The sequence below is a fragment of the Gordonia sp. ALPHA1B1 genome (assembly GCF_005502615.1).
Taxonomy (GTDB): Bacteria; Actinomycetota; Actinomycetes; order Mycobacteriales; family Mycobacteriaceae; genus Gordonia; species Gordonia hongkongensis.
In genome coordinates this window covers 68,707-92,162 of sequence record NZ_SCOC01000002.1, presented here as the reverse complement: position 1 = coordinate 92,162, position 23,456 = coordinate 68,707, and the positions used below count along the sequence as shown (strand labels likewise).

At 68.9% G+C, this 23,456-nt stretch carries 15 protein-coding genes; 7 read left to right on the top strand and 8 right to left on the bottom strand.

Annotated elements, in window-relative coordinates; genetic code table 11:
• Positions 1-82: 82 nt before the first annotated feature.
• The gene (locus FFS52_RS01560; RefSeq protein ID WP_078111966.1) at positions 83-1,753 is read right to left on the bottom strand and encodes an AMP-binding protein; all 1,671 of its coding nucleotides are present in this window, start codon (positions 1,751-1,753) and stop codon (positions 83-85) included.
• A gap of 157 nt (positions 1,754-1,910) precedes the next feature.
• On the opposite strand from FFS52_RS01560, the gene FFS52_RS01555 reads away from it, so the two are divergent.
• The 6 genes from FFS52_RS01555 to FFS52_RS01530 all read left to right on the top strand — a co-directional run bounded on the left by FFS52_RS01555 (position 1,911) and on the right by FFS52_RS01530 (position 8,079).
• A complete protein-coding gene (locus FFS52_RS01555) occupies positions 1,911-3,251 on the top strand; it encodes a salicylate synthase (protein ID WP_058251433.1) in 1,341 nt (446 codons plus the stop codon).
• 46 nt (positions 3,252-3,297) lie between these two features.
• Positions 3,298-3,546, top strand: coding sequence for an acyl carrier protein (locus FFS52_RS01550; protein WP_058251371.1), 249 nt, complete (start codon positions 3,298-3,300; stop codon positions 3,544-3,546).
• Positions 3,547-3,563: 17 nt separating this feature from the next.
• On the top strand, positions 3,564-4,745 hold the full coding sequence (locus tag FFS52_RS01545) for an acyl-CoA dehydrogenase family protein (protein ID WP_058251370.1): 1,182 nt from the start codon (positions 3,564-3,566) through the stop codon (positions 4,743-4,745).
• Positions 4,746-4,786: 41 nt separating this feature from the next.
• The gene (locus FFS52_RS01540) at positions 4,787-6,094 is read left to right on the top strand and encodes a wax ester/triacylglycerol synthase domain-containing protein (RefSeq protein ID WP_058251369.1); all 1,308 of its coding nucleotides are present in this window, start codon (positions 4,787-4,789) and stop codon (positions 6,092-6,094) included.
• Positions 6,095-6,201: 107 nt separating this feature from the next.
• Positions 6,202-7,041: a hypothetical protein gene (locus FFS52_RS01535; RefSeq protein ID WP_058251368.1), complete on the top strand. Its 840-nt coding sequence runs from the start codon at positions 6,202-6,204 to the stop codon at positions 7,039-7,041.
• Between the two features lie 63 nt (positions 7,042-7,104).
• The gene (locus FFS52_RS01530) at positions 7,105-8,079 is read left to right on the top strand and encodes an ABC transporter substrate-binding protein (protein WP_058251432.1); all 975 of its coding nucleotides are present in this window, start codon (positions 7,105-7,107) and stop codon (positions 8,077-8,079) included.
• Positions 8,080-8,438: 359 nt separating this feature from the next.
• Here the strand turns inward: FFS52_RS01530 and FFS52_RS01525 are convergent, their stop codons facing one another.
• Genes FFS52_RS01525 through FFS52_RS01495 form a run of 7 tightly spaced genes read right to left on the bottom strand, consistent with a single transcriptional unit; the run spans position 8,439 to position 21,353 of the window.
• Positions 8,439-9,773 (bottom strand): SidA/IucD/PvdA family monooxygenase, encoded by a 1,335-nt coding sequence (locus FFS52_RS01525; RefSeq protein WP_137808605.1) that lies wholly within the window; start codon positions 9,771-9,773, stop codon positions 8,439-8,441.
• Positions 9,770-11,314 carry a pyridoxal-dependent decarboxylase gene (locus FFS52_RS01520; protein WP_137808604.1) on the bottom strand — a complete coding sequence of 515 codons (1,545 nt, stop codon included), beginning with the start codon at positions 11,312-11,314 and terminating at the stop codon, positions 9,770-9,772. Before FFS52_RS01520 ends, FFS52_RS01525 begins: the two co-directional genes overlap by 4 nt.
• A gap of 50 nt (positions 11,315-11,364) precedes the next feature.
• A complete protein-coding gene (locus FFS52_RS01515) occupies positions 11,365-12,828 on the bottom strand; it encodes a condensation domain-containing protein (protein WP_137808603.1) in 1,464 nt (487 codons plus the stop codon).
• Positions 12,816-15,152, bottom strand: coding sequence for a penicillin acylase family protein (locus tag FFS52_RS01510; RefSeq protein ID WP_137808602.1), 2,337 nt, complete (start codon positions 15,150-15,152; stop codon positions 12,816-12,818). The genes FFS52_RS01515 and FFS52_RS01510 overlap by 13 nt, the downstream gene beginning before the upstream one ends.
• Positions 15,153-15,157: 5 nt before the next feature.
• Complete coding sequence (locus FFS52_RS01505; protein ID WP_137808601.1) at positions 15,158-16,972, bottom strand: IucA/IucC family protein; 1,815 nt, start codon at positions 16,970-16,972, stop codon at positions 15,158-15,160.
• Between the two features lie 4 nt (positions 16,973-16,976).
• Positions 16,977-17,585, bottom strand: coding sequence for a GNAT family N-acetyltransferase (locus FFS52_RS01500; protein WP_137808600.1), 609 nt, complete (start codon positions 17,583-17,585; stop codon positions 16,977-16,979).
• Between the two features lie 57 nt (positions 17,586-17,642).
• Positions 17,643-21,353 (bottom strand): non-ribosomal peptide synthetase, encoded by a 3,711-nt coding sequence (locus FFS52_RS01495; RefSeq protein WP_137808599.1) that lies wholly within the window; start codon positions 21,351-21,353, stop codon positions 17,643-17,645.
• Positions 21,354-21,730: 377 nt separating this feature from the next.
• On the opposite strand from FFS52_RS01495, the gene mbtM reads away from it, so the two are divergent.
• Positions 21,731-23,380: a long-chain-fatty acid--ACP ligase MbtM gene (gene mbtM / locus FFS52_RS01490; protein WP_137808598.1), complete on the top strand. Its 1,650-nt coding sequence runs from the start codon at positions 21,731-21,733 to the stop codon at positions 23,378-23,380.
• The last annotated feature ends 76 nt before the right edge of the window (positions 23,381-23,456 follow it).

The following is a 23,456-nucleotide window of genomic DNA, read 5'->3' as shown; positions in this document are numbered from 1 at the left end:
GCAGGGGTTATGCGCTTCCTTGGGATTATGGTGCGGTGGTCGCGCTCCTCGCGCCGGTGTGAGGAGCGGGCTCCGACTCGGCTCAGCCTGCCGACGGCTCCGACAGCAGTGTCTCGCGGAGCACCTTTTTGTCGATCTTGCCTACTGCGGTGACCGGGAGCGTGCGCACGACGCGGACCACGTCGGGCAGTTTGAAGGAGGCGAGTCCGCGGTCGGCGAGGAAGGTGCGGATCGCGGCCAGCTCGAGTGGTCGGGCCGGGGGGTGTTCGTGCGAGAGCACGACTGCCGCACAGATCTTCTCACCGAGCGCGTCGTCGGGCAGCCCGACCACCGCGACCTGCCGGACCGAATCGTGGGCGAGGAGGTTCTCCTCGACGTCGTCGGCGGCGACGTTCTCCCCGGCGCGCACGATGGTGTCCTTGATGCGGCCGGTCACGGCCAGGTGCCCCGACGGCAGCCGGGTGACCTTGTCCCCGGACCGGTAGAAGCCGTCCGGCGTGAAGGACTTCTCGTTGTGCGCCGTGGCGCGGTAGTAACCGCGGATCGTGTAGGGCCCCCGCACCAGCAGTTCACCTTCTTCCCCGTCGGGGACATCGGCTCCGCCCTCGTCGACGACCCGCACCTCGTCGAGCTCCGACATCGGTGCCCCTTGCACTTGGTGCACCAAGTCACGCGGGTCGTCGGTCCGGGTGTAGCAGATCAGCCCCTCGGCCATGCCGAAGACCTGCTGGACGACGGGGCCGAGGGCCGCGTCGAGGGCGACGGCGTCGGACTGTGCCAGCTTGGCGCCGCCCACCTGCAGCAGGCGCAGGGAGCTGATGTCCGCCGGCTCCCACTCGGTCGCCGCGCACCAGAGTTGCGCGAGCGCGGGGACGAGCGCGGTCACCGTGACGCGGTGCCGCTCGATGAGGTCGAAAGTGTTGTCCGGACTGGGGTTGTCGGCTAAGACGACGTGGCCGCCCGCACCGAAGACGCCCAGGATTCCCGGGCAGCACAGCGGAAAGTTGTGCGCGGCCGGCAGGGCGACGAGGTAGGTGTCGTCGGCGGTGAGGCCGGCGACGTCCGCGGACAGCCGGGCGTTGAGGTCGTAGTCGTCGTGCGTGCGCGCGATGAGTTTCGGCAGTCCGGTGGTGCCCCCCGACACGAGGAACAGGGCGGGTAGCCCGGCGTCGGGGGCAGCCGGGAGCTCGACCGAGGCGGGGTCGGCGTCGGGGAGCGGTGTGAATCGACCAGGTTCGCCGGAGATGAAGACCTGCGCGACGTCGGGCACCCGTGACTGCAGCTCGGTCGCGAGCTCGCGATAGTCGAACCCCCGGCGGCCGTCCTCACCGATGTAGGCGACCGCGCCGGCACCGGCTGCGAGATGGGCGATCTCGGTGATCCGGTGCGCGGGCAGCGTCATCACCGGAACGACACCCGCGCGTAGGAGGCCGTACAGGGTGACCGCGAAGTCGAGGGAGTTGTTCAGCTGCAACACGACCCGTTGCGTCGGCCGCAGTCCGGCCGCGACGAAACCGGCGGCACGACGGAGGGTGGCGTCGCGGAACTCGGCATAGGTGAGCGTGCGCGGCCCGTCGGTGGAGGCGTCGGTCAGCGCAGGGGAGTCGGGAGTTCGCTCGGCGGCCAGATCGAGGCCGGCGAACAACGGGCGGTCGAGGAAGACGCCGGCGTCGCGGTACTTCTGTGCCTGTGCGTCGGTGTGGGGAGCGAAACCGTCGAGCAGATCGGTCGCGGGGTCGAGATGCGTCGGCATGAGTTCATTCAAACACAGGCAGGATAGGGTAACCTTACCGGTCGATGCAGGGCGGGAGGCCGGCTGTCGACCCGCGGGGGATTGTTTGATTAGGCTGCCCTAAGATTCCCTATGATCATCGGTGCTCGAGTGCATCACGACCGGAGGAACGAAGGACATGTCGCTGACAACCGAATCGCACGCCGCGCAGTTCGTCGACCTGCTCGCGCCGGCCTCGCCGCTGAGCGAGTCCGATGCCGCGCGGATCACGGCGGCCTGGGCCGGCTCCGGCGAATTCGGCGACCATGTCGTCTACGAGCGCGACCGGCGCTGGACCTTCGCGGCGGGTGTCCGCGCCCGCGTGGTGATCACACGCAGTGAGGTCATCGTCGACGATCAGGGCGACCGCACGACGACGCCCTGGCGCGGCGACCCCGCCGACGCGCTCGCCGCCGCGACCGCGTCGCTGTCGATTTCCGACTGGCGCGTCTACGGCTGGGTCGGTTTCGACTTCTGCGCCCCGTATCACGGCATCCTCGAGCGCGTTCCCGAGGACACGGTGCTGGCGCACCTCATCGTTCCCGAGTTCGAGGCGACTGTCGATGCCGACGGGGTCGACACCGGGTCGCTCGACGCCGAGCGTGCCGGTCGTCTCCTCGAGATCGCCTCGCGAGCAACCGTTCCCGGCGAGTCGCGGCCGGTGGACGTGCAGTCCGACCCGGACGACTACCGCGGCCGTGTGGCCACCGCTGTCGCCGAGATCGAAGCCGGGCGGTACCAGAAGGTGATCCTCTCGCGTGCCGTCGACATCCCGTTCGACGTCGACATCCCCGCCACCTACGCCCGCGGCCGCGCCGACAACAACCCCGCCCGGAGCTACCTGCTCTCGCTCGGTGACCTGCAGGCGGCCGGGTTCAGTCCCGAACTCGTCGTCGCGGTGCACGACGACCGGACCGTGGTCACCGAACCACTGGCCGGCACAAGGGCTTTCGGGATCTCCGCGGAGCAGGACGCGGCGGCCCGCGCCGACCTGCTCTCGGATGCCAAGGAGATCGCCGAGCACGCCATGTCGGTGCGCGCGTGCTTCGACGAGATCTCCTCGATCGCCGCTGCGGACACCACGGCCGTGAGTGAGTTCATGGAGGTTCGTGAGCGCGGGAGCGTCCAGCATCTGGCCTCGACCGTGCGCGGGACCCTCGCCGATCACGAAACGCCTTGGCGTGCAATCGAGGTGGTGTTCCCGTCGATCACCGCGTCGGGCATCCCCAAGACCCCGGCCGTGGAGGCGATCGACCGTCTCGAGCCCCGACGCCGCGGCCTGTATTCCGGCGCGATCCTCACCGCCTCGTCGACGGGCGAGCTCGAGGCGACCCTGGCCCTGCGCACCATCTTCTCGTCCGGGCAAGGCGCATGGCTGCGTGCCGGTGCCGGGATCGTCGCGCAGTCCACGCCGGAGCGCGAGTTCACCGAGACCTGCGAGAAGCTGGCCAGCGTCGCCCCGTACGTGGTCCCGCGCTGACCGACCGATACTTTCGACCGAACATCACCACCCCAGGAGCCACCACATGTCCGACCACATCACCGAAGCCCTGCGCGGCATCCTCGAAGAGGACCTCGACCTCGCGCTCGGCGACATCAGCCGCGACTCGAAGCTGATCGACGACCTCGGGCTGGACTCGGTGGCGTTCGCCATCGGCGTGGTGGCGATCGAAGAGCGTCTCGGCGTGAAGCTGTCGGAACGGGAGCTCTTCGAGTCCAAGACCGTCGGCGACCTCGAGGACCTCATCCGGTCGAAGGCCGGCACCCCGGCCTGAGAGGACCCGGACCCGACATGACTGTGGAGACCCCAGTGCAGACGTACGCCGAACTGCTCGACGCCGCGTTCGACGAGCAGGTGACGGCCTGGACGGCGCAGGCCGAGCGGGATCATCGATTCCCGCGGCCCCTGCTCGAACACCTCGGTGCCGAGGGCGTCTTCGTCCGCAAGTGGGAGGACCGCAAGGTCACCGACCTCCACGACCATTTCGCCCTCGGCGCACATCTCGGCGCGCTGGGCTCCGCGGCCATCGGAGTGGGTGTGAGCCTGCACGATTCGGCCATCGCAATCCTCCGCCGCTTCGGCCGCAACGACTATCTCAGAGACCTGGCCCAGCGCGCCCTGACCGCCGAGACCGTGCTGTGTATCGGGGCCTCTGAGGAGCAAGGCGGGTCGGATCTACAGAACTCCGAGACCCGGATCCTGCCGGAGAACGGCGGGTTCCGCGTCGTCGGGCACAAGAAGTTCGTGTCTCTCTCGCCGATCGCGGACCACGTGTTCGTGGTCTGCCGTGGCGTCGACGACGGTCCTGACGTGGGCGGCAACGTGGCGTTGGCCGCCGTCCCGATCGAGTCGGTGACGGTGGGGAAGCCGTATGCGAAACTCGGCGCCGGGCCCCTCGACACCGCGCCGGTGACCATCGACGCCTGGATTCCCGACGAGGCGCTGATCGCCCGGCCGGGGACGGGCCTGGCGATCATCAGCTGGGGACTGGCGCACGAGCGGTACTCGGTGGCCGCCCAGATCGCCGCCGCGTGCGACGTGATGATCGGCGTGACACTCGCCCGGATGGTGGAGCGTACCCAGTTCGGCAAGAAGCTCTACGACCATCAGGCGCTCCGGCTGCGCGTCGCCGATCTGCAGGCCAGGGTCGACGTCCTGCGCTATTCGCTGGCCGGTGTCGCCGCGGAGGGCAAGATCAACCTGCGCACCGCCGCGGCGCTGAAGGCCACCGCCGCCAACCTCGGGGAAGAGGTCGCGTCGGAGTGCCTGCACATCTTCGGCGGTATCGGTTACCTCGAGACCGGATCCCCCATCGGTCGCTGGTGGCGGGACATGAAACTGGCCCGCGTCGGCGGCGGCACCGACGAGGTGCTGTGGGAACTGGTCGCGGCGGCGATGAAACCCGACACCGAGCGTTATAAGGCCATGTTCGTCGACTCCGAACTCCACGGCACCGGCTCGCCGGTGTCCTGAAGCGCTCGAGCCATCGTCCCTCTTACCCAGGCGGTCATCCCATGAACAGCCCAGCCAGCCAGGCGCCGGCCGACGCGCGTGTCACCGAACTCGCGCCGCCCGACCACACCTACCTGCACATGGACAAAGACAGCGCGCCCATGCACTGGTCGATGATCCTGCAGCTCGAGAGCAACGGGGCGTTGCTCGGCCTCGACGAGGTGCGGACGCGGGTCCGGGAGCGGGCCGGGCTGTTCGAGATCTTCCGGCTGGGTATCCGCAACGGCCGCTGGCGCAAGCCCGAAATGGTGCTCGCCGACGACAGCTGGGATGCCGGCGAGCACGTGACCGAGTTCGGGTTCACCGATCGCGCCCATCTCCAGCGACGGGTGACGAAACTGCTCGAGTCGCCGCTGCCGCGTCCGCGCCCGTTCTGGGACATCACCCTGTTCACGCCGTCGGCGGGTGCCGAAGGCGTCGGACAGTGGGTCCTGCTCCGGGTGCACCACAGCATCTCCGACGGCATCGCGGGGGCGGCCTTCGCCGCTCTCCTCGCCGACGGGGAACCCGACGATCTCGCGGAGTTCGAGCGATTCGCCACAAGTCCCCGCTTCCGGATCAGCGGCATCGACCCCGAGGAACTCAAAGAGGCGAAGGCCGCCTATGGCGACCAGCACGCGGCGGGCGGTGGCAAGAAACGAGCCTGGCCCGCGCTGACGAAGTCGGGCGAGCGCGAGTACGCCCTGTTCGCCGCGTCGACCCGGACGCTGCGCAAGGCTGCCAAGGGCAACGGCGCGACCGTTCACGAGTTCCTCCTCGCCGCCATCGGCCGGGCGATCAGCCTCAACCCGCCCGCGTCCCCACAGGCCGACGTCGTCCGCGTGACACTGCCGGTGACCCTCGACGACGAGTTCCGGCACACCGGCAACGCGGTGTCCGTGGCGCTCCTCAACCTGCTCGGCAACGAGCCCGATCTGTCACGTCAGATCGGCCGTGCGCGAAGCGAACTCGAAACCATAGCGACGCGGAAGCCGGAGCTGTACCTGGCCGCCGCCGACGATCTGCCGCGCGCCCCGCTGTGGGGTCTGCAGCGCGCGATCGTGAACGCGTCGATGTCCCACATGCACCCCGACATCCACATCGGCATCAACCCCGGGTTCTCGCGGGTCCGGTCGGTGCTGGGGCGCTCGATCGTCACCCTGACACCGTTGTCGCCGCTCGCGGGTTACTCGCTGTCGGTGACGACCCTGATCCTCGGACACACCACCACGTTCGGCGTCGTCACCGACGCGCAGGCGCTACCCGGGTACGCCGAACGGTTCGTGGCCGCGCTCGACGAAGTGCTGCAGGAGGCCCTCCCGTCAACCTGACGGGGGTGCGAGCTTAGGCTTGCCTTGTAATCCGGGGTCCGAGGGCTGCAATATACAGGTGGCCGTCGGCTCGGCGGGGGCGAAGACATACACGGAGAAAGAACAACATGAGCAACGACGTCAACTACCAGGACCCGGCCGGGGCCGATTACTACTCGGGGGTCGACCACCGCGAGTCGGACACCGGTTCGTCTCGCCGGTCGGGCGGGGTCAGCGTCCCGACCGTCCTGGCGTCGGCAGGCATCGCTGCCATCATCTCCGCGATCGTCGTGACGATCGGCGTGGTGGGCATCGTGGTGAGCGAGCGCAACGACTCCGCCACCGCCGCACAGCCGACCGTCGTCAACCTCGGTGCCGCGCAGACCGCGCTGCCCCAGCAGGGCATTGCCGGCCAGCAGCCCGTCCCCGGTCAGCCCGCACCCGCCGGCGCACCGGCAGCGGCCCCGACGGAAAACGTGCCCGAAGGCGGCGGAGCGATCGGTGGACCGGTCGGTCCTCCCGGTGAAGGAGCCGCGCCGGCTCCGGGTGCGGCCCCCGCACCTGCTCCCGCGCCGGGCACCACGGCCGCCCCGCAGCAGAGCGTTGCCGCCGGCCCGACCGCGCTGACGCCCGGACAGCTCAACACCAAGGTCCGCATCGTCATGAACTCCAACGGCAGCCGCGCCGCACGCGCCGCCGAACTCGAGGGCGGTGAGCGCGCGCTCCGTCAGATCGACCTCGTCGCCCGCGCGATCACGACCTACGGCAACGTCGGGCTCAGCTACCAGATGGTCGGGCCCGTCCAGGTCAGCGGCAACACGCTGACCGCTCCGCTGCAGATCAGCGTGGTCGGCCGCGGTAGCCAGAATCGCTCGATGACGTTCGTGTGGAGCGGCAACAAGTGGAAGCTCTCCAACCGAAGCGTCTGCACCATCGCGGGATTCGTCCTGCTGCCCTGCTCGCTCTGACCGCGCGGGGTGACACGGTCCGGTCCGCCGGACGACACCGACAACCCATTGGGGGATCTTCACGTGATTTCACGACCACGCCTGGGCGCACTCGCCGCGAGTGCACTCCTGTTCGCGGGCCTGCTGGCCGGTTGCTCGAGCTCGGATGACGAATCCGCCGGTGGCACCGTTCAACTCAACCTTCCGGACGGCCGGTCGGTGACGATCCCGGACACCCCGGAGCGGATCGTGACCCTGGGTGATCAATGGACCGACGTCGTTCTGTCCTTCGGTGAGACGCCGGTGGGGTACTACGATTACTCGAAGTCGGCGACCGGCGAGATGCAGCCGTGGTACGGCGAGAAGCTGGCCGACGCGACGTTCGTCGATCCCACCAAGGGCGACGACGCGACGACCATCGCCAAGCTGAACCCGGACCTGATCTTCGCACCCGGCTTCGCCTCGGACAGCCCGGAGTTCCAGCAGATCTCGAAGCTGGCCCCGACGGTCAATGCCATCAGCGACCAGGAGATCGATCCCTGGCAGGACATGGTCACGGTGATGGGCACCGTGCTGCACGACCCGGAGAAGGCGAAGTCGATCATCGACGACACCAACGCGAAGATCGCGGCGGTGGCGCAGGAGTACCCGGATCTGAAGGGTAAGACCTACGCCTTCGCGTTCATGTACGGCAACGACCAGCTGTCGGTGCTCGGCGACGAGAACGACGGCGCCGGAAAGCTGTTCACCTCGCTCGGGATGAAGATGGCTCCCAAGCTGGTCGCCGAGTACCAGCGGACCGGCCAGCCGCGCTTCGGGCTGAGCACCGAGAACATCCCGATGCTCGACGCCGACGTACTCGTCGTGGCCACGGCCACCCCCGAGCAGGCGGAGACCCTGAAGTCGCTGCCCGGGTACAAGAACCTGAAGGCGGTCAAGGACAACGCCGTCACGTTCATGACCCAGTCGCAGATCACGGGTCTCAACGCGCCGACGCCGAACTCGATCCCGTACGTCCTCGACCTGCTGAAGCCGTCGTTCGCCGCGGCGTCCAACTGAGCTCGGTCTGAAACGAACTCGCCCTCCGCGGAATGTGGAGGGCGAGTTGGTTTTCGGGGTCGCCGGACCCTTCGTGGCTCGTCGCTATCGCTCCTCACACCTCAGGGAGCAGGGGGGGTGCCCGTCGCTATCGCTCCTCGCACCTCAGGGAGCAGGGGGGGTGCCCGTCGCTATCGCTCCTCGCACCTCAGGGAGCAGCGGATCGCCCCCGCTGGTTGAGCAGGCGACGAGCGCAGCGGATCACCCCCGCTGGTTGAGCAGGCGACGAGCGCAGTGAGGAGCCGTGTCGAAGCCACTTCGCAACAACGACAACGGCCCGAGCCGCACGTGGCGGATCGGGCCGTGAGCCGGCTAGCGGGTTACGGCGCGACGATGTCGTCGTCGTCCGAGGCGCCGAAACTTGTGAACGCGGTGTGCCTGGGCAGGCGGTAGGCCTCGCGGCCCAGCACGGTGTTCAGGATGCGTGCGTTGCGGACCGCGCCGATGTCGAGGTTCGGGGCCGAGACGCCGTGCGCGTGCTCCTCGGCATTGGCGACGAAGATCCGGTTGGTCAGGGCGTCGTCGGTCTCGATCTCGTGGTTGGCGCCGATGACCAGGCGTCCGCGCGAATCCCGGTGCAGCGCAGACTCGATCGGGGCCAGGAAGTCCGCCCTGCGGGCCTGGTAGCCGGTACTGGCGATGACCATGTCGGTGGTGTGGGCCAGCTCGGAGCCGGTGTCGAGGTGACGGCCGCGGACCCGGAGCTTGCCGTCGGCGAGGGTGTCGATGCCTTCGACCTCGACCGAGATCCGCAGCTGCACCGGGTTGAGCTTGTCCTGCAACTGGCGCCGGTACAGCAGGTCGTGCAGGCGCTCCAGGGTGTCGGTGGAGATGCCCTTGTGGAACTGCCAGTGCTGCGGGCGAACCCGATCCCGTGCGGCCTCGGGAAGGCTGTGGAAGTAGTCCATGTAGGCCGGCGTGGTCATCTCCAGCGAGAGCTTCGTGAAGTCCAGCGGCGCGAACCATGGTGTGCGCGTCCACCATCGGACCGCGGGGCCGCCGCGTAGGTTGGATTCCAGCAGATCGATGACGATCTCGGCACCCGACTGGCCGGAGCCGATGACGGTGACGGTGTCGGCGGCGAGCGCCTTCTCCTGGTTGAACAGGTAGTCGGAGCTGTGGACCACCGCGGGCGAGTCCGACGAGAGTGCCTGCGGGACGAACGGTTCGGTGCCGATGCCGACCACCACGTGTCGTGCGATGACCGTCGAGGAGCTCGCGCCGGTGTGCACGGTCACCCGGAACGCGTCGGCCTCGGCGTCCCAGGCCACGTCGTCGACGGTGGTGCCCCACCGGAGCGAGTCGAGCCGGGACACGCACCAGAGCAGGTAGGCCTCGTACTCGATGCGGGTCGGGAAGAAGTCCTCGCGTACCAGGAACCGGTACATGCGATCGATGTCGGCCATGTAGTTCAGGAACGACAGCGGATGGGTCGGGTCGACGAGCGTCACCAGGTCCGACAGGAAGCTCACCTGGAGGGTGGCGTCGTCGAACATCAGGCCCGGATGCCACCGGAACTCGTCTCGCGAGTCGACGACCAGGAGGTTCACGTCGTCGAGCGTCGAGGCGAGCGCGGCGAGGCCCAGATTGAATGGGCCGCAACCGATCGCGAGTACGTCTACGTTCTCGACAGTGGTCTTCTCTTCTGGGGTCATTCGGACACTCTCACCATTTCTTCACTGTGGACTTCCGCGCCGGGTGCGGCGGTGCCTTCCGACTCCACCTCGAGCGCGACGCGCAACAGTTCATCGAACAGCTCGTCGATGTCGCTCTCCGAGGTTTCCGGGTTGAGGAGGGTCAGCTTCAGGCAGGTCTGGGGCTCTTCCTCACCGGGCACCCGGACCTGGGTACGGCCGATGAGTGCCTTGCCGTCGGCGATCAACCGACGCCGCAGTTCGCCGTTGACCGCGTCGAGATCGGTGCACCGATACCGGAACACGACGGTGGTCAACGTGACCGGTGCGATGAGCTCGAGCTGCAGTTCGGTGGCGATTCGCTGTTCGGCGTACACCGCGAGGTCGTTGCACTTGTCGAGCATGTCACCCAGAGTGCGGCGTCCGTAGGCGAGCAGGCTCGCCGCGACCTTGAGGACGTCGGGACGTCGCGTCGTCTGCAGCGTCTGACCCAGGAGGCCGCTGTACCCGGCCTCCACGTCGTCGTCGGGGTTGAGGTAGGCCACCGAACGGTTCAGGGACACGAAGCGATCGGCGTCGGACAGCAGCATGAGGCTCGCGGCCGCCGGTTGCCAACCGACCTTGTGCAGGTCGAGGGTGACCGAGTCGGCGCGTTCGACGCCGGTGAGCAGACCGGCGAGACGGTCGGAGAACAGCGAGCCGAATCCGTAGGCGGCGTCGACGTGCATCCAGATCTCGTGCCGCTCGGCGATGTCGGCGATCTCCCCGAGCGGGTCGACGGTACCGAAGTCGGTGGTGCCCGCGGTGGCGACGATCGCCAGCGGGGTCGCCGCGCCGGCCTCGCGGATGGCCGTCTCCAGCGCCTCCGGGATCATCCGGTGATGCGAGTCGACCTCGACCGGGATGACCGCGGTCTCGCCCAGCCCCAGTGCCGCACAGGCGCGGTGAACCGAGAAGTGCGCCACGCGCGAGCAGAAGACGACCGGGCGGTGCAACGCGCCGACGCCGTCGTGCCGCACGTCGATGCCCCGCCGGGCAGCGGTGTGGTCGCGAGCGATCATGAGCGCCAGCAGATTCGAGATCGATCCACCGGGACTGAAGACACCGCCGGCATGTTCGCCGAACCCGGCCATACGAGCCAGCGACTGTACGGTCCAGGTCTCGAGCGCCAGTGTGGCCGGGCCGGAATCGTAGGTGTCGAGTGAGGCATTGGTGGCCGAGGCCAGGGCGTCGGCGGCGACCGCGACCGACAGCGGAGCGGGTTGCAGATGCGCCGCGGCCATCGGATGGGTGAGGTCCAGTCCGAACTCGGCCACCAGGCGGGCGAGTCGGGTCAGCGCCTCGGACTCGCCGATCCCGTTCTCCGGAACTCCGTGCGGGCCGAGTAGTGCCGTCACCCCGCCGAGCACCGCGACGGGGTCACCGCTCGGCAGCGGGGCGCCGTGATGGTCGTCGCCGACCGCGGCCGCGACCTCGGCCAAGCCGCGCCCGACGTCGGCCCAGCCATCGCCGGGACGGGCGAATCGCGAGGCACCCCATACGGACTGGCGGTCTTCGGACACTGAGTTCCCCCCTGTTGACTCTGGTGCGCGGTGGCGCGGTGGCAGGCCGGTCATCCGGCGCTGCCCTTCTGTGGTGCGCTCTCGGCGAGGGTTTCGACGAGTGCGGAGACGTTCTGGTGCAACGACGTCGGAATCAGATCGACGAGTGCGGTGAGTACTGCGGTGGCGCGGTCGGCCACCGCGTCGGGGACGATCCCCGGCTGGTGGTCGACCTCGACGTGGGTGCTCTCGTCGTCGGCCTCGAAGGCGATCGAGAGCGGGTAGTTGGCGATCCCGTTGAACACCGACCGGCAGGTGACCGGGGCGTCGGCGGGTTGTGGGATTCCGCGCAGCGGTGCGGGCCGGACCGACGCCATGATCTCGATGACGGGAAAACGGCCGCCCTGCTGTCGCAACGCGGTGAGGATCGGCCCGAAGTCGGTGCCGGAGTGTTCCATCGATCGGTAGATGACCGCGCCCGCGTCCCGGAGAGCCTGCTCGACGGTGGCGTCGGGGTCGATGCGGAACCGCATCGGGATGATGTTGCCGCAGTATCCGACGTTCTGGGGTGACTGCGTCCGACGACGGTTGTCGGCCGGCACCACCAGGACGTGATCGGCGGCGCCGGTCAGGGCATACGCGGCCAGCGAACACACGCCGATCAGCAACGCGTTCGGGGTGGCCCCGACGGTCTGGGCGACCCGGCCGAAAGCGGCCAGCGAGTCGGCCGCAACCGGGGCGGCGACCTTGATGCCGTCGCGGTCGTCCATCGGCGAGAGCCAGCTGTCGGCGGCACTCTCGGTGGGCAACTCGCCGCTGAGCGGATAGCGGACGTCGTCGGCGGCCCAGGTCGTGAGGGCGTGGCGCACCGCGTCCTCGGCGGCTGCCGAGGCGGCCGTGGAATCTGGTGTGACCGGGCGGGAGTCGGCGGTGACGTCCCCGGGCCACGAACCCGACACCAGGGTGCCCAGCAGCAGCGGCCACGAGGTGTCGTCGACGGCGAGATGGTGCACGACGAGGATCATCGTGACGTCGCCGTCCGAGCCCGAGACCCGAAGCCGGAGCGGCACATCCGACGTCAGATCGAATGGCGTGCGGGTCAGCGCGGTCGCGATCGCGTCGGCATCGTCGACGGGTCCGGTTGCCTCCGCGTCCGGCAGGCCCCAGGTCCACACCGTGCCCGATGCGTCCCACGATCCCGCGTGCGACACGGCGCGGCGACGCGGCGTGCCCGCGTCGTCGACCTCGACCACCGAGCTCAGGACCCCGAAGCGCTCGACGAGTAGCTCGGCGGAGGCGACGACCGATCGGAGCGTTCGAGTACCGCCGAACTGCAGGACGAGTCCGATGTTGTGCGACACCGATTCCGGATCCAGTTCGTAGATCCGCCACATCCGCCGTTCGGCGGTGCCGAACTCGCCGAACGGCACGGAGGCCCTCGGTTCGTCAGTCGCGGGCGCCGTCTGGGCGGGTTCGCTGGCCTGCGCGATTCGACGACGCAACAGCGTCAGTCGCGCTTCGGTCAACGCGGGCATGGTTCCCTCTCGGTCGATGTGGCGGTGGACGGTGTCGACGCTGCTGCGGTCGTGCCACGCAACACATCCCAGTCGCGGACGACCTCGATCAGCTCGCCCGCCGCCCACCGCGGCGCCTGGTCCTGGAAGTGATCGGAACGGGGATCACCGCTCACGCCCAGCGGGACGATCCAGCGGCTCGCCCCGCGGTCGGCGAGGTCCCACACGTAGCGTGCGGCGGCACCCGTGATGCACAGGTGGGTGCCGACCGCCGCGGCGTTGGCGAAGACGCACTCGGCGTCCCCCGCCAGGGGCAGGGGAGTCGGACGAAGGGTGGCGAACAGATCCGGGTGCTGCGGCGACGCGCCGACCAGGTCGAATCCGTGGATCGGTGCCAGGCGATGGACGCTGCCCCACGTGGGCGTCGAACCGAAGGTCCCGATCCGGGCCACCACGGCATCGAGGGCGGCGACCGCCGCGGCCTCGATGTCTATGCCGATCCCCGCCGTGTTGGCGACGACGGAGGTCAGCGCGGTCGCGAGACGGGGCTCGGGCACGAACCACGGCTGGAACACCGCCGGGAATCCGTGCGGCCCGCGCAGCGGCGCGAGCACGTCGGTACTCGCGACCCCGAGGACCAACTGGGTACGGAACTCGGCATAGAGGTACGCGTCGGTGCTGTCGGCGGTCATCGACCGGTCCCACGCCACCAGGCGCTCCCGGATGCCCTCGGCCTCGGCGTCGGCGCCGCGTACGCGTGACAGCAACTCCTGGACGACGCTCGCCTGCTCGAGCCGGACATCGGTGTGGATGTCGGCGCAATCCGCCGGACTCACCGAACCGAGACCGTCGAGCCGCGCGGTGATCCGGTCGGCGCGGAACGGTTCGACGCACTCACTCGTGAGCGGCTGCAACGCGGGCACATCGGACATCCGCTGGTTGGCGGTGACGGTGATGCTGCTGCGGAGGGTCGCGTCGAAGCCGGGGTCACCGAGCGAACCCGTCTCGTATCCGCGCCACTGGTAGCGCTCGTCCCAGCCCGGGACCGGCAACCAGTAGTTCTCGGGCGCGCGGACCGGCACCCGGCCGGCCACGTGGGTGGCGACGGTGCCGTCGGCGTGGGCGATGACCGCGCGGTTGACCGGCTCGACCCACTTCGTCAGGGCTGCTTCGACATCGGCGACGGTGTGCGCGAAGAGGAGGTCGATCGGCGCGTCGAAGGTGACTTCTTCGGTGAGCAGCGGGGACCGGATGCTCATCGCGAACGACTCGTCGGGGCCGCCGAAGACGACCGCACCGTTCGGGGTGGTGAGGAGCTGCACGGCAACGGGTTCGGCATCCCGGACGAGGATCGTCTCGGTGCTCACCCCGGCCGGCACCCGCCCGCCGCCCGGTACCTCGACCAGGAGCGTGCCGGCCTCGTCGCGCGTCAATCGCTCGAGGTACAGATCCTGATAGTCGCCCATGGCATTCGTGATGCCCCAAGCGATGTCGTCGCCCTGACAGAAGTGCGGGACTCCCGGGACGCCGGCAAAGGCGAACCCGGCCATGTCGAACGCTTCGTGCGGACCTGTCGAGGCGAGGTGGAACTGCTGATAGATGCCCGGCAGTTCGAGGAATCGATGCGGGTCGCCGGCGACGATGGGTGCACCGGTCGAGCTCCGCTCGGCGGACACACCCCAGGCGTTGCTGCCCGACATCGGATCGCCGAGGTCCACCGCCGGGGCGGGTTGCTCGGGCGACGCCGGGCGGGTGATCGCGAGGATCTCCCCCAGGAACGCCTCATCGGGCATCGCGGGCACCGTGGGGTCGGTCTCCCGCGTCTCGAAGTCCCAGAACCGCAGCGCATCCAGACCGAGCGTGCGGCAGGCGTGCAGGCGGAAGAGTTTCGTGGTGAACCGCCCGAAGAGCACGTGGTGCATGATGAACACCGAGATCGGCGTCCACGGCCGCCACGGCAGCGGGCGATGCGCCAACGCCTCGAGTTCCGGTGCAGCAGAGGACTTCTCGAGGTCGCCGAGGGTGCTGTTCACGCCGTCGGCGTAGGCGGTGACCAGTTCCCGGGTGCGGGTGGACGATGCGTCGAAGATGCGTTTCGCCGCCACGTCGAGCTGGGCGCGGCGGGCGAAGGTGTCCCATTCGACGCAGCCGGCCCCGAAGACCTCGGCGGTGCGTCCCTCGGCGCGCAGCCGCATGAACTCGATCTGCCAGCGCCGGTCCTCGCCGCATGCCCGGCCCTGTCCGTACAGAGCTCCGCGCGGCGTCGTGGCGAGGACGTGCGGGATGCCGTGGTCATCACGCAGGATCTCCACGTCGTCGGGTGCGTGGGTGCGGGTGGTGGTCATCTCCGTCACCGGTCCCTCGGCGGCGCAATCGGATTGACGAGCCGGTGACCCGCGTCGATCAGCGATGCGTAGGAGTCCTCGATGTCGACCATGCGCTTGTTGTTGCGCAGTTGCAGCCCGTTCATGTGCACCGCCCCGAACTCCGGTGCGAACAGATCCCAGCGAGCGAACCTGTCTTCCAGATCGGGGTGGGCGGCGACGAACTCACGCAGGCTCTCGGCCACCAGTGACCAGAACTCGTCGTCGCCGATGATGCCGTGCGTGTGCAGGATCTCGGCGAGTGGACGTAGGAAGTCGTCGAAGACGTCCGACAGCACACCCAGGTTGCGGATCTCGTCCGGTTCGGTGGTCCGGACGCGGGCGCAACTCTCCGGGAGTCCGTCCGCCTCGCCGAACACCGATACCTCCTCGCCGATGTCCTTGAGGATCGCTCGCACCGGGATGCCCTCGGCGAGAACGAGGATGAGGTTCTCCCCGTGCGGTGAGAACTTCAGCTCGTATCGGTAGAGCAGGTAGGCGATGGGGTGCAGATAGGTGCGCAGGTAGCGACGGATCCACTCGGTCGCGGGAACACCCGAACGGTCGATGAACGCGCCGACCAGTGGCTCCCCCAGGTGGTCTACGTGAAGCAGCGCGGCCATGGTCGACAGTTGCTCGTCGGCGGCTGCCAGCGGCACCGGGCTCTGTCGCCACAGCGCGGACAGGATCTTGCGGTACTCCGACCCCGGCTGCGTGATCGGCGTGAACGTCGGACTGCGGTAACCGATCGCCGCGACCTCGAAGATCATCTCGAAGCCGATCGCGGCGAGGTACTGGTCGTCGGCGACGAGTCCACGGACCCAGTTGTTGATCAGCGGCGTCGTCCGCATGTAGTCGGCCGACATCCCGCGTGTGAAACCCATGTTCACGATCGACAGTGCGACCTTGACGTAGTTGCGGGTCGGGGTGGTCGCGTTGAACACCGTGCGGATCGACTGCTGTGCCTGATAGAGGTCGGGGCTCGTGCCGACCTCGACGATGCGCTGGTCGGCGATGTCGGCGGAGTAGAGCTTGCGTACTTTCTCGACCCACTGCCAGGGATGCACCGGGAGGTACCGGTAATCGGCCGGGTCACAACCGACTTCGCGCAGGGCGTCCCCGAAGTCGGACAGCGTCTCGGGTCCGAGCTCGTCGAGGAGCAGCGCGTCGTAGTCGACGTCGCTGACGGTGGCGACGTCACAGTCCTCGCGACGGACGGCGAGCCAGACGAGTCGGAAGTGGTTGCCCACCTCGGGGGCGTAGCGCTCGATGTCGTCCGCGCTGAAACTAAGACGGCCGGCGTTGGCGACGATGCACGGGTGCCCCTCCGTCATCGTCGCCTCGATGGTCTGGAAGTCGGCGTGAGCGAGATCCGTTGCCGGGATGCGTCGTTCGTCCGGACGGTCGGCGCTGATCGCCAGGGTGTTGATGAACTCCTCGAGGTACTCCGGCAGCGCCTGGGGACCGATCCCCAGGAACGGGGCGAGGTCGACGATCATCGCCACCGCGTCGACGGGGAGTTCGGCGCCGTCGCGCACACGACGCAGCGTCGACTCGTCGATCGCCCAGCTGTCCAGGGCGAGTCGGTCGGCGCGGAAGTGGTAGTCGGTGCGGCCGTCGGCGGAGGAGACGACGTACCCGTCGCCACTCGCCACCGGGGCGAGTGCCCGCTCGTGGGAGAACTCGGCGAGGATCTTCTTCGCGATCCTGGTGTGGTACGTCTGGCGATGGCTTCGCGCACCCGACCCCCCGGCCGTGCGCGTCGCGAATCCCGGAATGGTTCCGATGTCCTGGAGAGTCAACGATCTACGCCCCCAGGTCCGTGACCTCGACGGGTCCGACGGACTTGCCGTTGTCGGTCACCTCGAGAAAGTCGGCTCGGGTGCAGTAGCTCAGGTGCGCGGTCTTGTTCCCGACGGGGTAGTCGCCGTCGACGCGGAAGCCGACACTCGCGTTGAGGCGGTGCACGGCCTTGTTGCGGACGTCGGGCTCGACGACGACGCGCGCGGCGCCGACCTCCAGGATCGCGGTCCGCATGATGTGCAGCATCACCGCGCCGGTGAAGCCCGGCAGGGACTGTTCGGCGTGGGCGACCAGCAGGTGCATGCCGATGTCACCGTCGGCGGGTACGTAACCGCTGGAGGGGGCGGCGAGTTCGCTGGTGGCCGGGTCGTAGAGCTCGAACAGGAACTGCGGGCGCCCGTCGTGGTAACCCAGGCGCATTCCGTGGGGCGTGCCGGCGGTGGCCTCGGCCGACTCGCGAATCATCTTCTCCACGTCGGCAGCCGAGCTGTCGAGCATGTCCCAGTACTTGGCCTTGGGATGGGTGAGCCATCCGTGGACCGTCGCGGCGTGCGATACGTCGTCGAGGTCGACCGAGGTCAGGTCGTAGGTCGGGGCGGAGGAAATGGTCATGATGCCTTTGCTCTGGGTGGTGGTCTGTTGGGGTGCCGGAGAAGGTGCCGGATGCTCTCAGCCGCGCGCGATCTCGGCCTCCACCTGTTCGTCGGTGAGTTGCAGGACGTCGAGGAAGGTCTGTGCCACGAACTCGGCGCGTTCCCCGCCGAGTTCGGTGAGTCGTCCGGCGAGCCCCGCGATCGTCCGCCGGGAGAAGATGTCGGCGACCGAGAGGCCGGGTGCGTCGAGCCACTGGCGCGTCAGTGCGACCACCCGGGTGGCCTGGACGGAATCGCCGCCGAGGGAGATGAAGTCCTCGGTGACGTTCACGGGCGGGGTCGGCAGGACCTCGCCGAAGATCAGGGTGAGGGCCTCTTCGACCGGGCCGCGCGGCGCGACCGCCTCGACGGCGTCGTCGTCGGACCGGACGCCGGCGGCGATGGCTTTGCGATCATGCTTGCCGTTCGGCGTCAGCGGGAACCGGTCCAGGACCGTGATGGACCGCGGGACCATGTGCGGTGGAAGGGCTTCCGACAACCGGGCCCGCAGGGCGGCGTCGTCCTCGGTCGATCCGTCGGTGAGTACCACCGCGGCACGCAGGTCGCGACCGTCGGACCAGGCGACGGCCGAGCCCACCCCGGCCAGACCCAGCAACCCGGCCTCGACCTCACCGAGTTCGACGCGGTACCCGCGGATCTTGACCATGTGGTCGGCGCGGCCCAGGAAGTCGAGGAAGCCACCCGGGAGGTAGCGCGCGAGATCGCCGGTGCGGTACCAACGCTGTCCCTCGTGCTCGACGAAACGATCGGCGGTGCGCTCCGGGTCGCCGCGGTAACCGTCGGCCACGCCGGCTCCGCCGATCCACAGTTCACCCGGCACGAGGTCGGGGCGGTCGCGGCCGGCGTCGTCGACGACCCGGCAGCGGACGCCGCGTAGCGGAATCCCATACGGCACGAACGCCATTCCGGCCGGGACGGCATCCGCTTCGCAGATGGTGGAATGGATCGCCGTCTCGGTGGTCCCGCCGAGGCCGGCCACGCGACAATCGGGCAGCTGTGCGCCGACGCGCTCGAGCAGCGACACGTCGACCTTGTCGCCGCCCATGATGATCATCCGTAGCGACGCGGGCAGGGGGGCGAGATCGAGGAGCATGCCGAGGATCGACGGCACGCAGTTGAGCACGCTCACCGAGTGCTGGGTGAGCAGCCGCGCCCAGTCGTCGACCTTGGTCTGCTCGTCGTCGCCGGGCACGACGACGGCGCCGCCGACGGCGAGGAGGCCGAAGATGTCGAAGACCGAGAGGTCGAACTCCAGCGAGGACACCTGCAGGCTGCGATCGTCGGCTCCGATCGCATACCGGTCGACGAGGTCGGTGATCGTGGCGACCGCGGCCCGGTGCGGAACCTGTACGCCCTTGGGCAATCCGGTGGAGCCCGAGGTGAACAGGACGTAGGCGAGGGCGTCGCCGCCGATCGCGACCGGGTCGACCGGATCGGTGCGTCGGGCGTCGTCCACCTCGAGCACGGTGGCTTCGGCAGAGGTCCAGGCGGAGGGTTCGGAGGTGAGAATTGCGGCCGGGGTGGCGACGTCGACGATGCGCTCGCGGCGCGCCCGGGGCTGGGTGGGGGCGATCGGGACGTAGGCCGCGCCGGCGGCGAGCACTCCGAGCGCGGCGACGATCTGGTCGCCGCCCTTGGGGAGGTGCACGACGACCGTGTCACCCGGTGTGACCCCGGCTGCGACCAGGGCTCCGGCGACTCGGCGGGCCTCGTCGGCCAATTCGGCGTGGGTCCAGATGCGTGCGTCGGACACGACTGCCGGTGTCCCGGCACGCTCGGCGGCGCGGGCGAAGAAGGTTCCGTGCAGGGTGCCGTCGAAGGTGTCGGTGGCCGGTAGTGGACTCTCCACCGAAAGGCGCTGTGCTCGAACCTCGGCCGTGATCGGGTCCGGCGCGGGCGCATCCCATTCACCGTCGACGAGGAGCCCGAGCAGACGGACATAGTGGTCGAACATCGAACGTGCGGTGGTGAGTTCGAGGTCGGAGGCGCGGACGTCCCAGTTGAGGAGCAGCCCGCCGGCCACCTCGGTCACCTGTGCGTCGAGCAGTACCTGCGGACCCTGCGAGACGATCCACGACGGATCGCCCAGCACGTCGGTTGCCTGTTGCGAGAACAGGTCTCCCAGTCCCAGCGCGCTGGTGAACACGATCGGCGAGACCACCGGTTCGCCCCGGTGGCGACTCAGTTCGCGAAGCACGTCCAGTCCGTTCATCGAACCGTGCGCGGCGGCCTCGTGCATCGATGTCCGCATCGATCGCGCACGTTCGGCGAGCGTCGCCGGCTCACTCAGGTCGACGCCCACGAGGATCGACGACGTGAAGTCGCCCACCACCCGCTCGACGTCCGGATGGACCTGAGGACGATCGAACAACGGTACCGTGAGCAGGAATCGCGGTGTGGCCGAATGTGTTCCGACGGCTTCGGCGAAGACTGCGGCCACCGCGGCCGCGGGGGTGACGCCGCGCCGGTGCGCGTGCTCCTCGAGTCGCTTCCAGTCCGACGCGGACACCGAATGGTGGAGGCGGACGCTGTGCGGTTCGACATCGCCGCGCATCGCACGTTCGTCGAGCGGGAGTTCGGGCGGGCCGGGGAGTGTGGGAATCCTTTCGCGCCACCAGGTCACGTCGTCGTCGCGGATCTCCCGCGACGTGCGATCCGCGGTGATCGTCGCGAAGGTGACGCCGAGTTCCGGCAGGGACTCGCCGCGGTACAGGCGAGCGAAGTCGTCGACGAGGACGCGGTAGCTCATCGCGTCGGCGGCGATCATGTCGACGTCGAGATGGACACGGGTCGAGTTCCCCGGCAGCAGACTCAGTTCGGCGCGGATCACCGCTCCCTCGTCGACCGGCAGCGCGCGGTGTGTGCCGTTCGCGCGGCGGGCCGCCAGGACCTGCTCGACCGTCTCCGATGAATGTTCCCGAAGGTCGTGCACCGCAATGGCTTCGGGGTGTGCCGGGCCGATCTCCTGGGTGCCGTCGGGAAGCACTCGGACGCGCAGCATCGGGTGGCGTTCCAGCAGCGCGGCCATCGCCGAGGTGAAGCGGTCGGGATCGACGTCGGAACCGTCGAACTCGATGTAGAGGTGAGCGGCGACATTGCCGAACGCGTGGCTGTCCGACCTGCCGATCCAGTAGGCGTGCTGCATCGGAGCGAGGGGGAACGGTCCTTCGGTCGGCTCCGATGACGAAGGTGCGATGTCGTCGGTGGTCGGCGCGGGTGTGCCGCCCCGCAACGCCGCCCACGCGGTGATGGTCGGTTGCGCGGCGAGGCGGGCGAAGTCGACGTCGAGGCCGCGTTTGCGCCAGGTGCCGGCCAGTCGCATCATCCGCAGCGAGTCGAGTCCCTGGGCGATGAGGTCCTGCTCCGGGTCGATCGACTCGGGGGTCACGCCGAGCGCCGTGGCCACCTCGTCGCGGATGTCCGAGGTCGCGGCGGCTGCCGCGCCGGCACCGGCCGGGTTCGCGTCGCTCGGCCGACCGGCCGGGGAGCGCAGAAGTGCCGCCCAGGCCGTGACCGTGGGTTGTGCGGCGAGGCGGGCGAAGTCGACGTCGAGGCCGCGTTTGCGCCAGGTGCCGGCCAGTCGCATCATCCGCAGCGAGTCGAGTCCCTGGGCGATGAGGTCCTGCTCAGGGTCGATCGACTCGGGCGTCAGGCCGAGGGCCTCGGACACCTCGGCGACGATGTCGGCCGCGGTGACAAGATCCGTGGTCTGGGAATTCGTGGCCATCAGCCGGCGTGCCTCTCGCAGTTCGGTGACATGTTTACTCAGTCCGGGGAACCCGCATTTAGGGTAGGTTATACTAACTAACCGCTCCGCCCAATCTCTGGGCAATGCCGGCGAGAGCCCCGCGAGCCGACGCGAATTAGGTTAGCCTAAGTTTCGCGAACTCGTCTCATCGGATGACGCGGATCACGTAGTCGCGATGATCGACTCTGGGTCTTGTGTCCGAGAAAGATTAGGCTACCCTACCCAAATGGTGCGAGCAGTTGTGTTCGCGAGACCAGCGGTCGGGGACGACCCGCGGTATGACCACTCGGTCGCTCACACGACCGGAAGACGATCAGACGACCGACGCCAGGTGCTGGCGAGAACGGGAAACGAGAATGTCGCAGAACAGCGTGATCCTGGAGGAAGCGGGCTCGACCAATGCGTTGGCGGCCACCGTTCGTGAGGCGATGCTGGCGGGGGATACGAGTCTGTCCGTCCTGGACTCCGACACCGGCGAGTGGGTGACGGCGCCGTGGCGCGAGGTCCATGCCCGCGCGGAGCAGATCGCGGTCCAGTTGCTGGCCGACAGCGAACTGCACGAGCCGCAGGCGCTCGGCCTCATCGGGGACCCCACGGTCGACCTGATCGCCGCCATCCAGGGCGCGTGGCTCGCCGGTGTTCCGGTCACTATCCTGCCGGGCCCCATCCGGGGGGCCGACGAGGAGCGATGGGCGCAGAACACCTACCACCGGTACGTGTCGATCGGCGTCGGCACCGTCCTCGGCAGCGGAGCCCAGCTCGATCTGCTGTCGAAGGTCGAGGGACGGCTGCACATCGCGCGAGTGGGCGAGTACGGCCTCGGCGCCGACACCACCGACTTCGTCGCCCGCAACGTCAACGGCAACACCATCGCCGTCCTCCAGGGAACCGCCGGATCGACCGGAGACCCCAAGACCGTCGCCCTGACGGCCTCGGCCGTCTACTCGAACGCCATCGAACTGGTCAGCCGGCTCGGCCTCCACCGCACCCGCGACACCGGGTTCAGCTGGCTGCCGCTCTACCACGACATGGGTCTGATGTTCCTGCTCGCCGGGATGACCACCGGCATCCCCGCCTACATCGTGCCGAACACCGCCTTCGCGGCGGCGCCCTTCAAGTGGATGCAGTGGCTCACCGAGACCAAGACGACCGTCACCGCGGCGCCGAACTTCGCCTACGACATCCTCGGCCGCTACGGCAAACTGCTGCGCGACATCGACCTCTCACACCTGCGCGTCGCGATCAGCGGCGGTGAGCCGATCGACGCCGACGCCTTCGACAAGTTCCTCGAGGCGACCGCTCCGTTCGGATTCGATCGTTCCGCCGCGGCACCCGCCTACGGAATGGCCGAATCCGCCTGCGCGGTGACGATGCCCGCGGTCGGCGAGGGGGTGCACTACGACGAGGTCGCCGTGACCCCGCCCGGCGGTGGCGAGCCCATTCGCCGCCGGTACGCGATCCTCGGTAAGCCGCTGGGCGGCATGCAGGTTCGCATCGTCGAGCCGAATGTCGACGTCCCGGTCATCGACGGGCGCAACGTCGGACACGTGGAGATCCGCGGCGCGTCGATGATGCGCGGCTACCTGGGCGACGCCGATCTCGGTGCGGGCGAATGGTTCTCGACCGGCGACCTCGGCTACCTGATCGACGATCGGCTGGTGATCTGCGGCCGGGCCAAGGAGGTCATCATCGTCGCGGGCCGCAACCTGTTCCCGATCGAGATCGAGCGCGCGGCCGCCGAAGTCGCCGGCGTGCGTCGCGGCGGCGTCGTCGCCATGGCGCGGGGGGAGGGTTCGGCCCGGCCGGGCCTGGTGATCCTCGCCGAGTACAAGGGGTCCGATCCCGACCAGGCGCGTGCAGAGGTCAACTCCGAGGTCGCGTCGGCGTGCGGGATCATGCCCGCCGAAGTCATCTTCGTCGCGCCGGACTCGGTGCCGCGCACCACATCCGGCAAGATCCGTCGCCTGGAGACCCGTCAGATGGTCGAGAACGGCACCTTCCAGTAGGTCCGGTTTTCCGTGGTGCGTCGTGTCATGCCGACGGTCACGAGAATGACAGTGTCTCCCCGGCCCGGACCCCGGG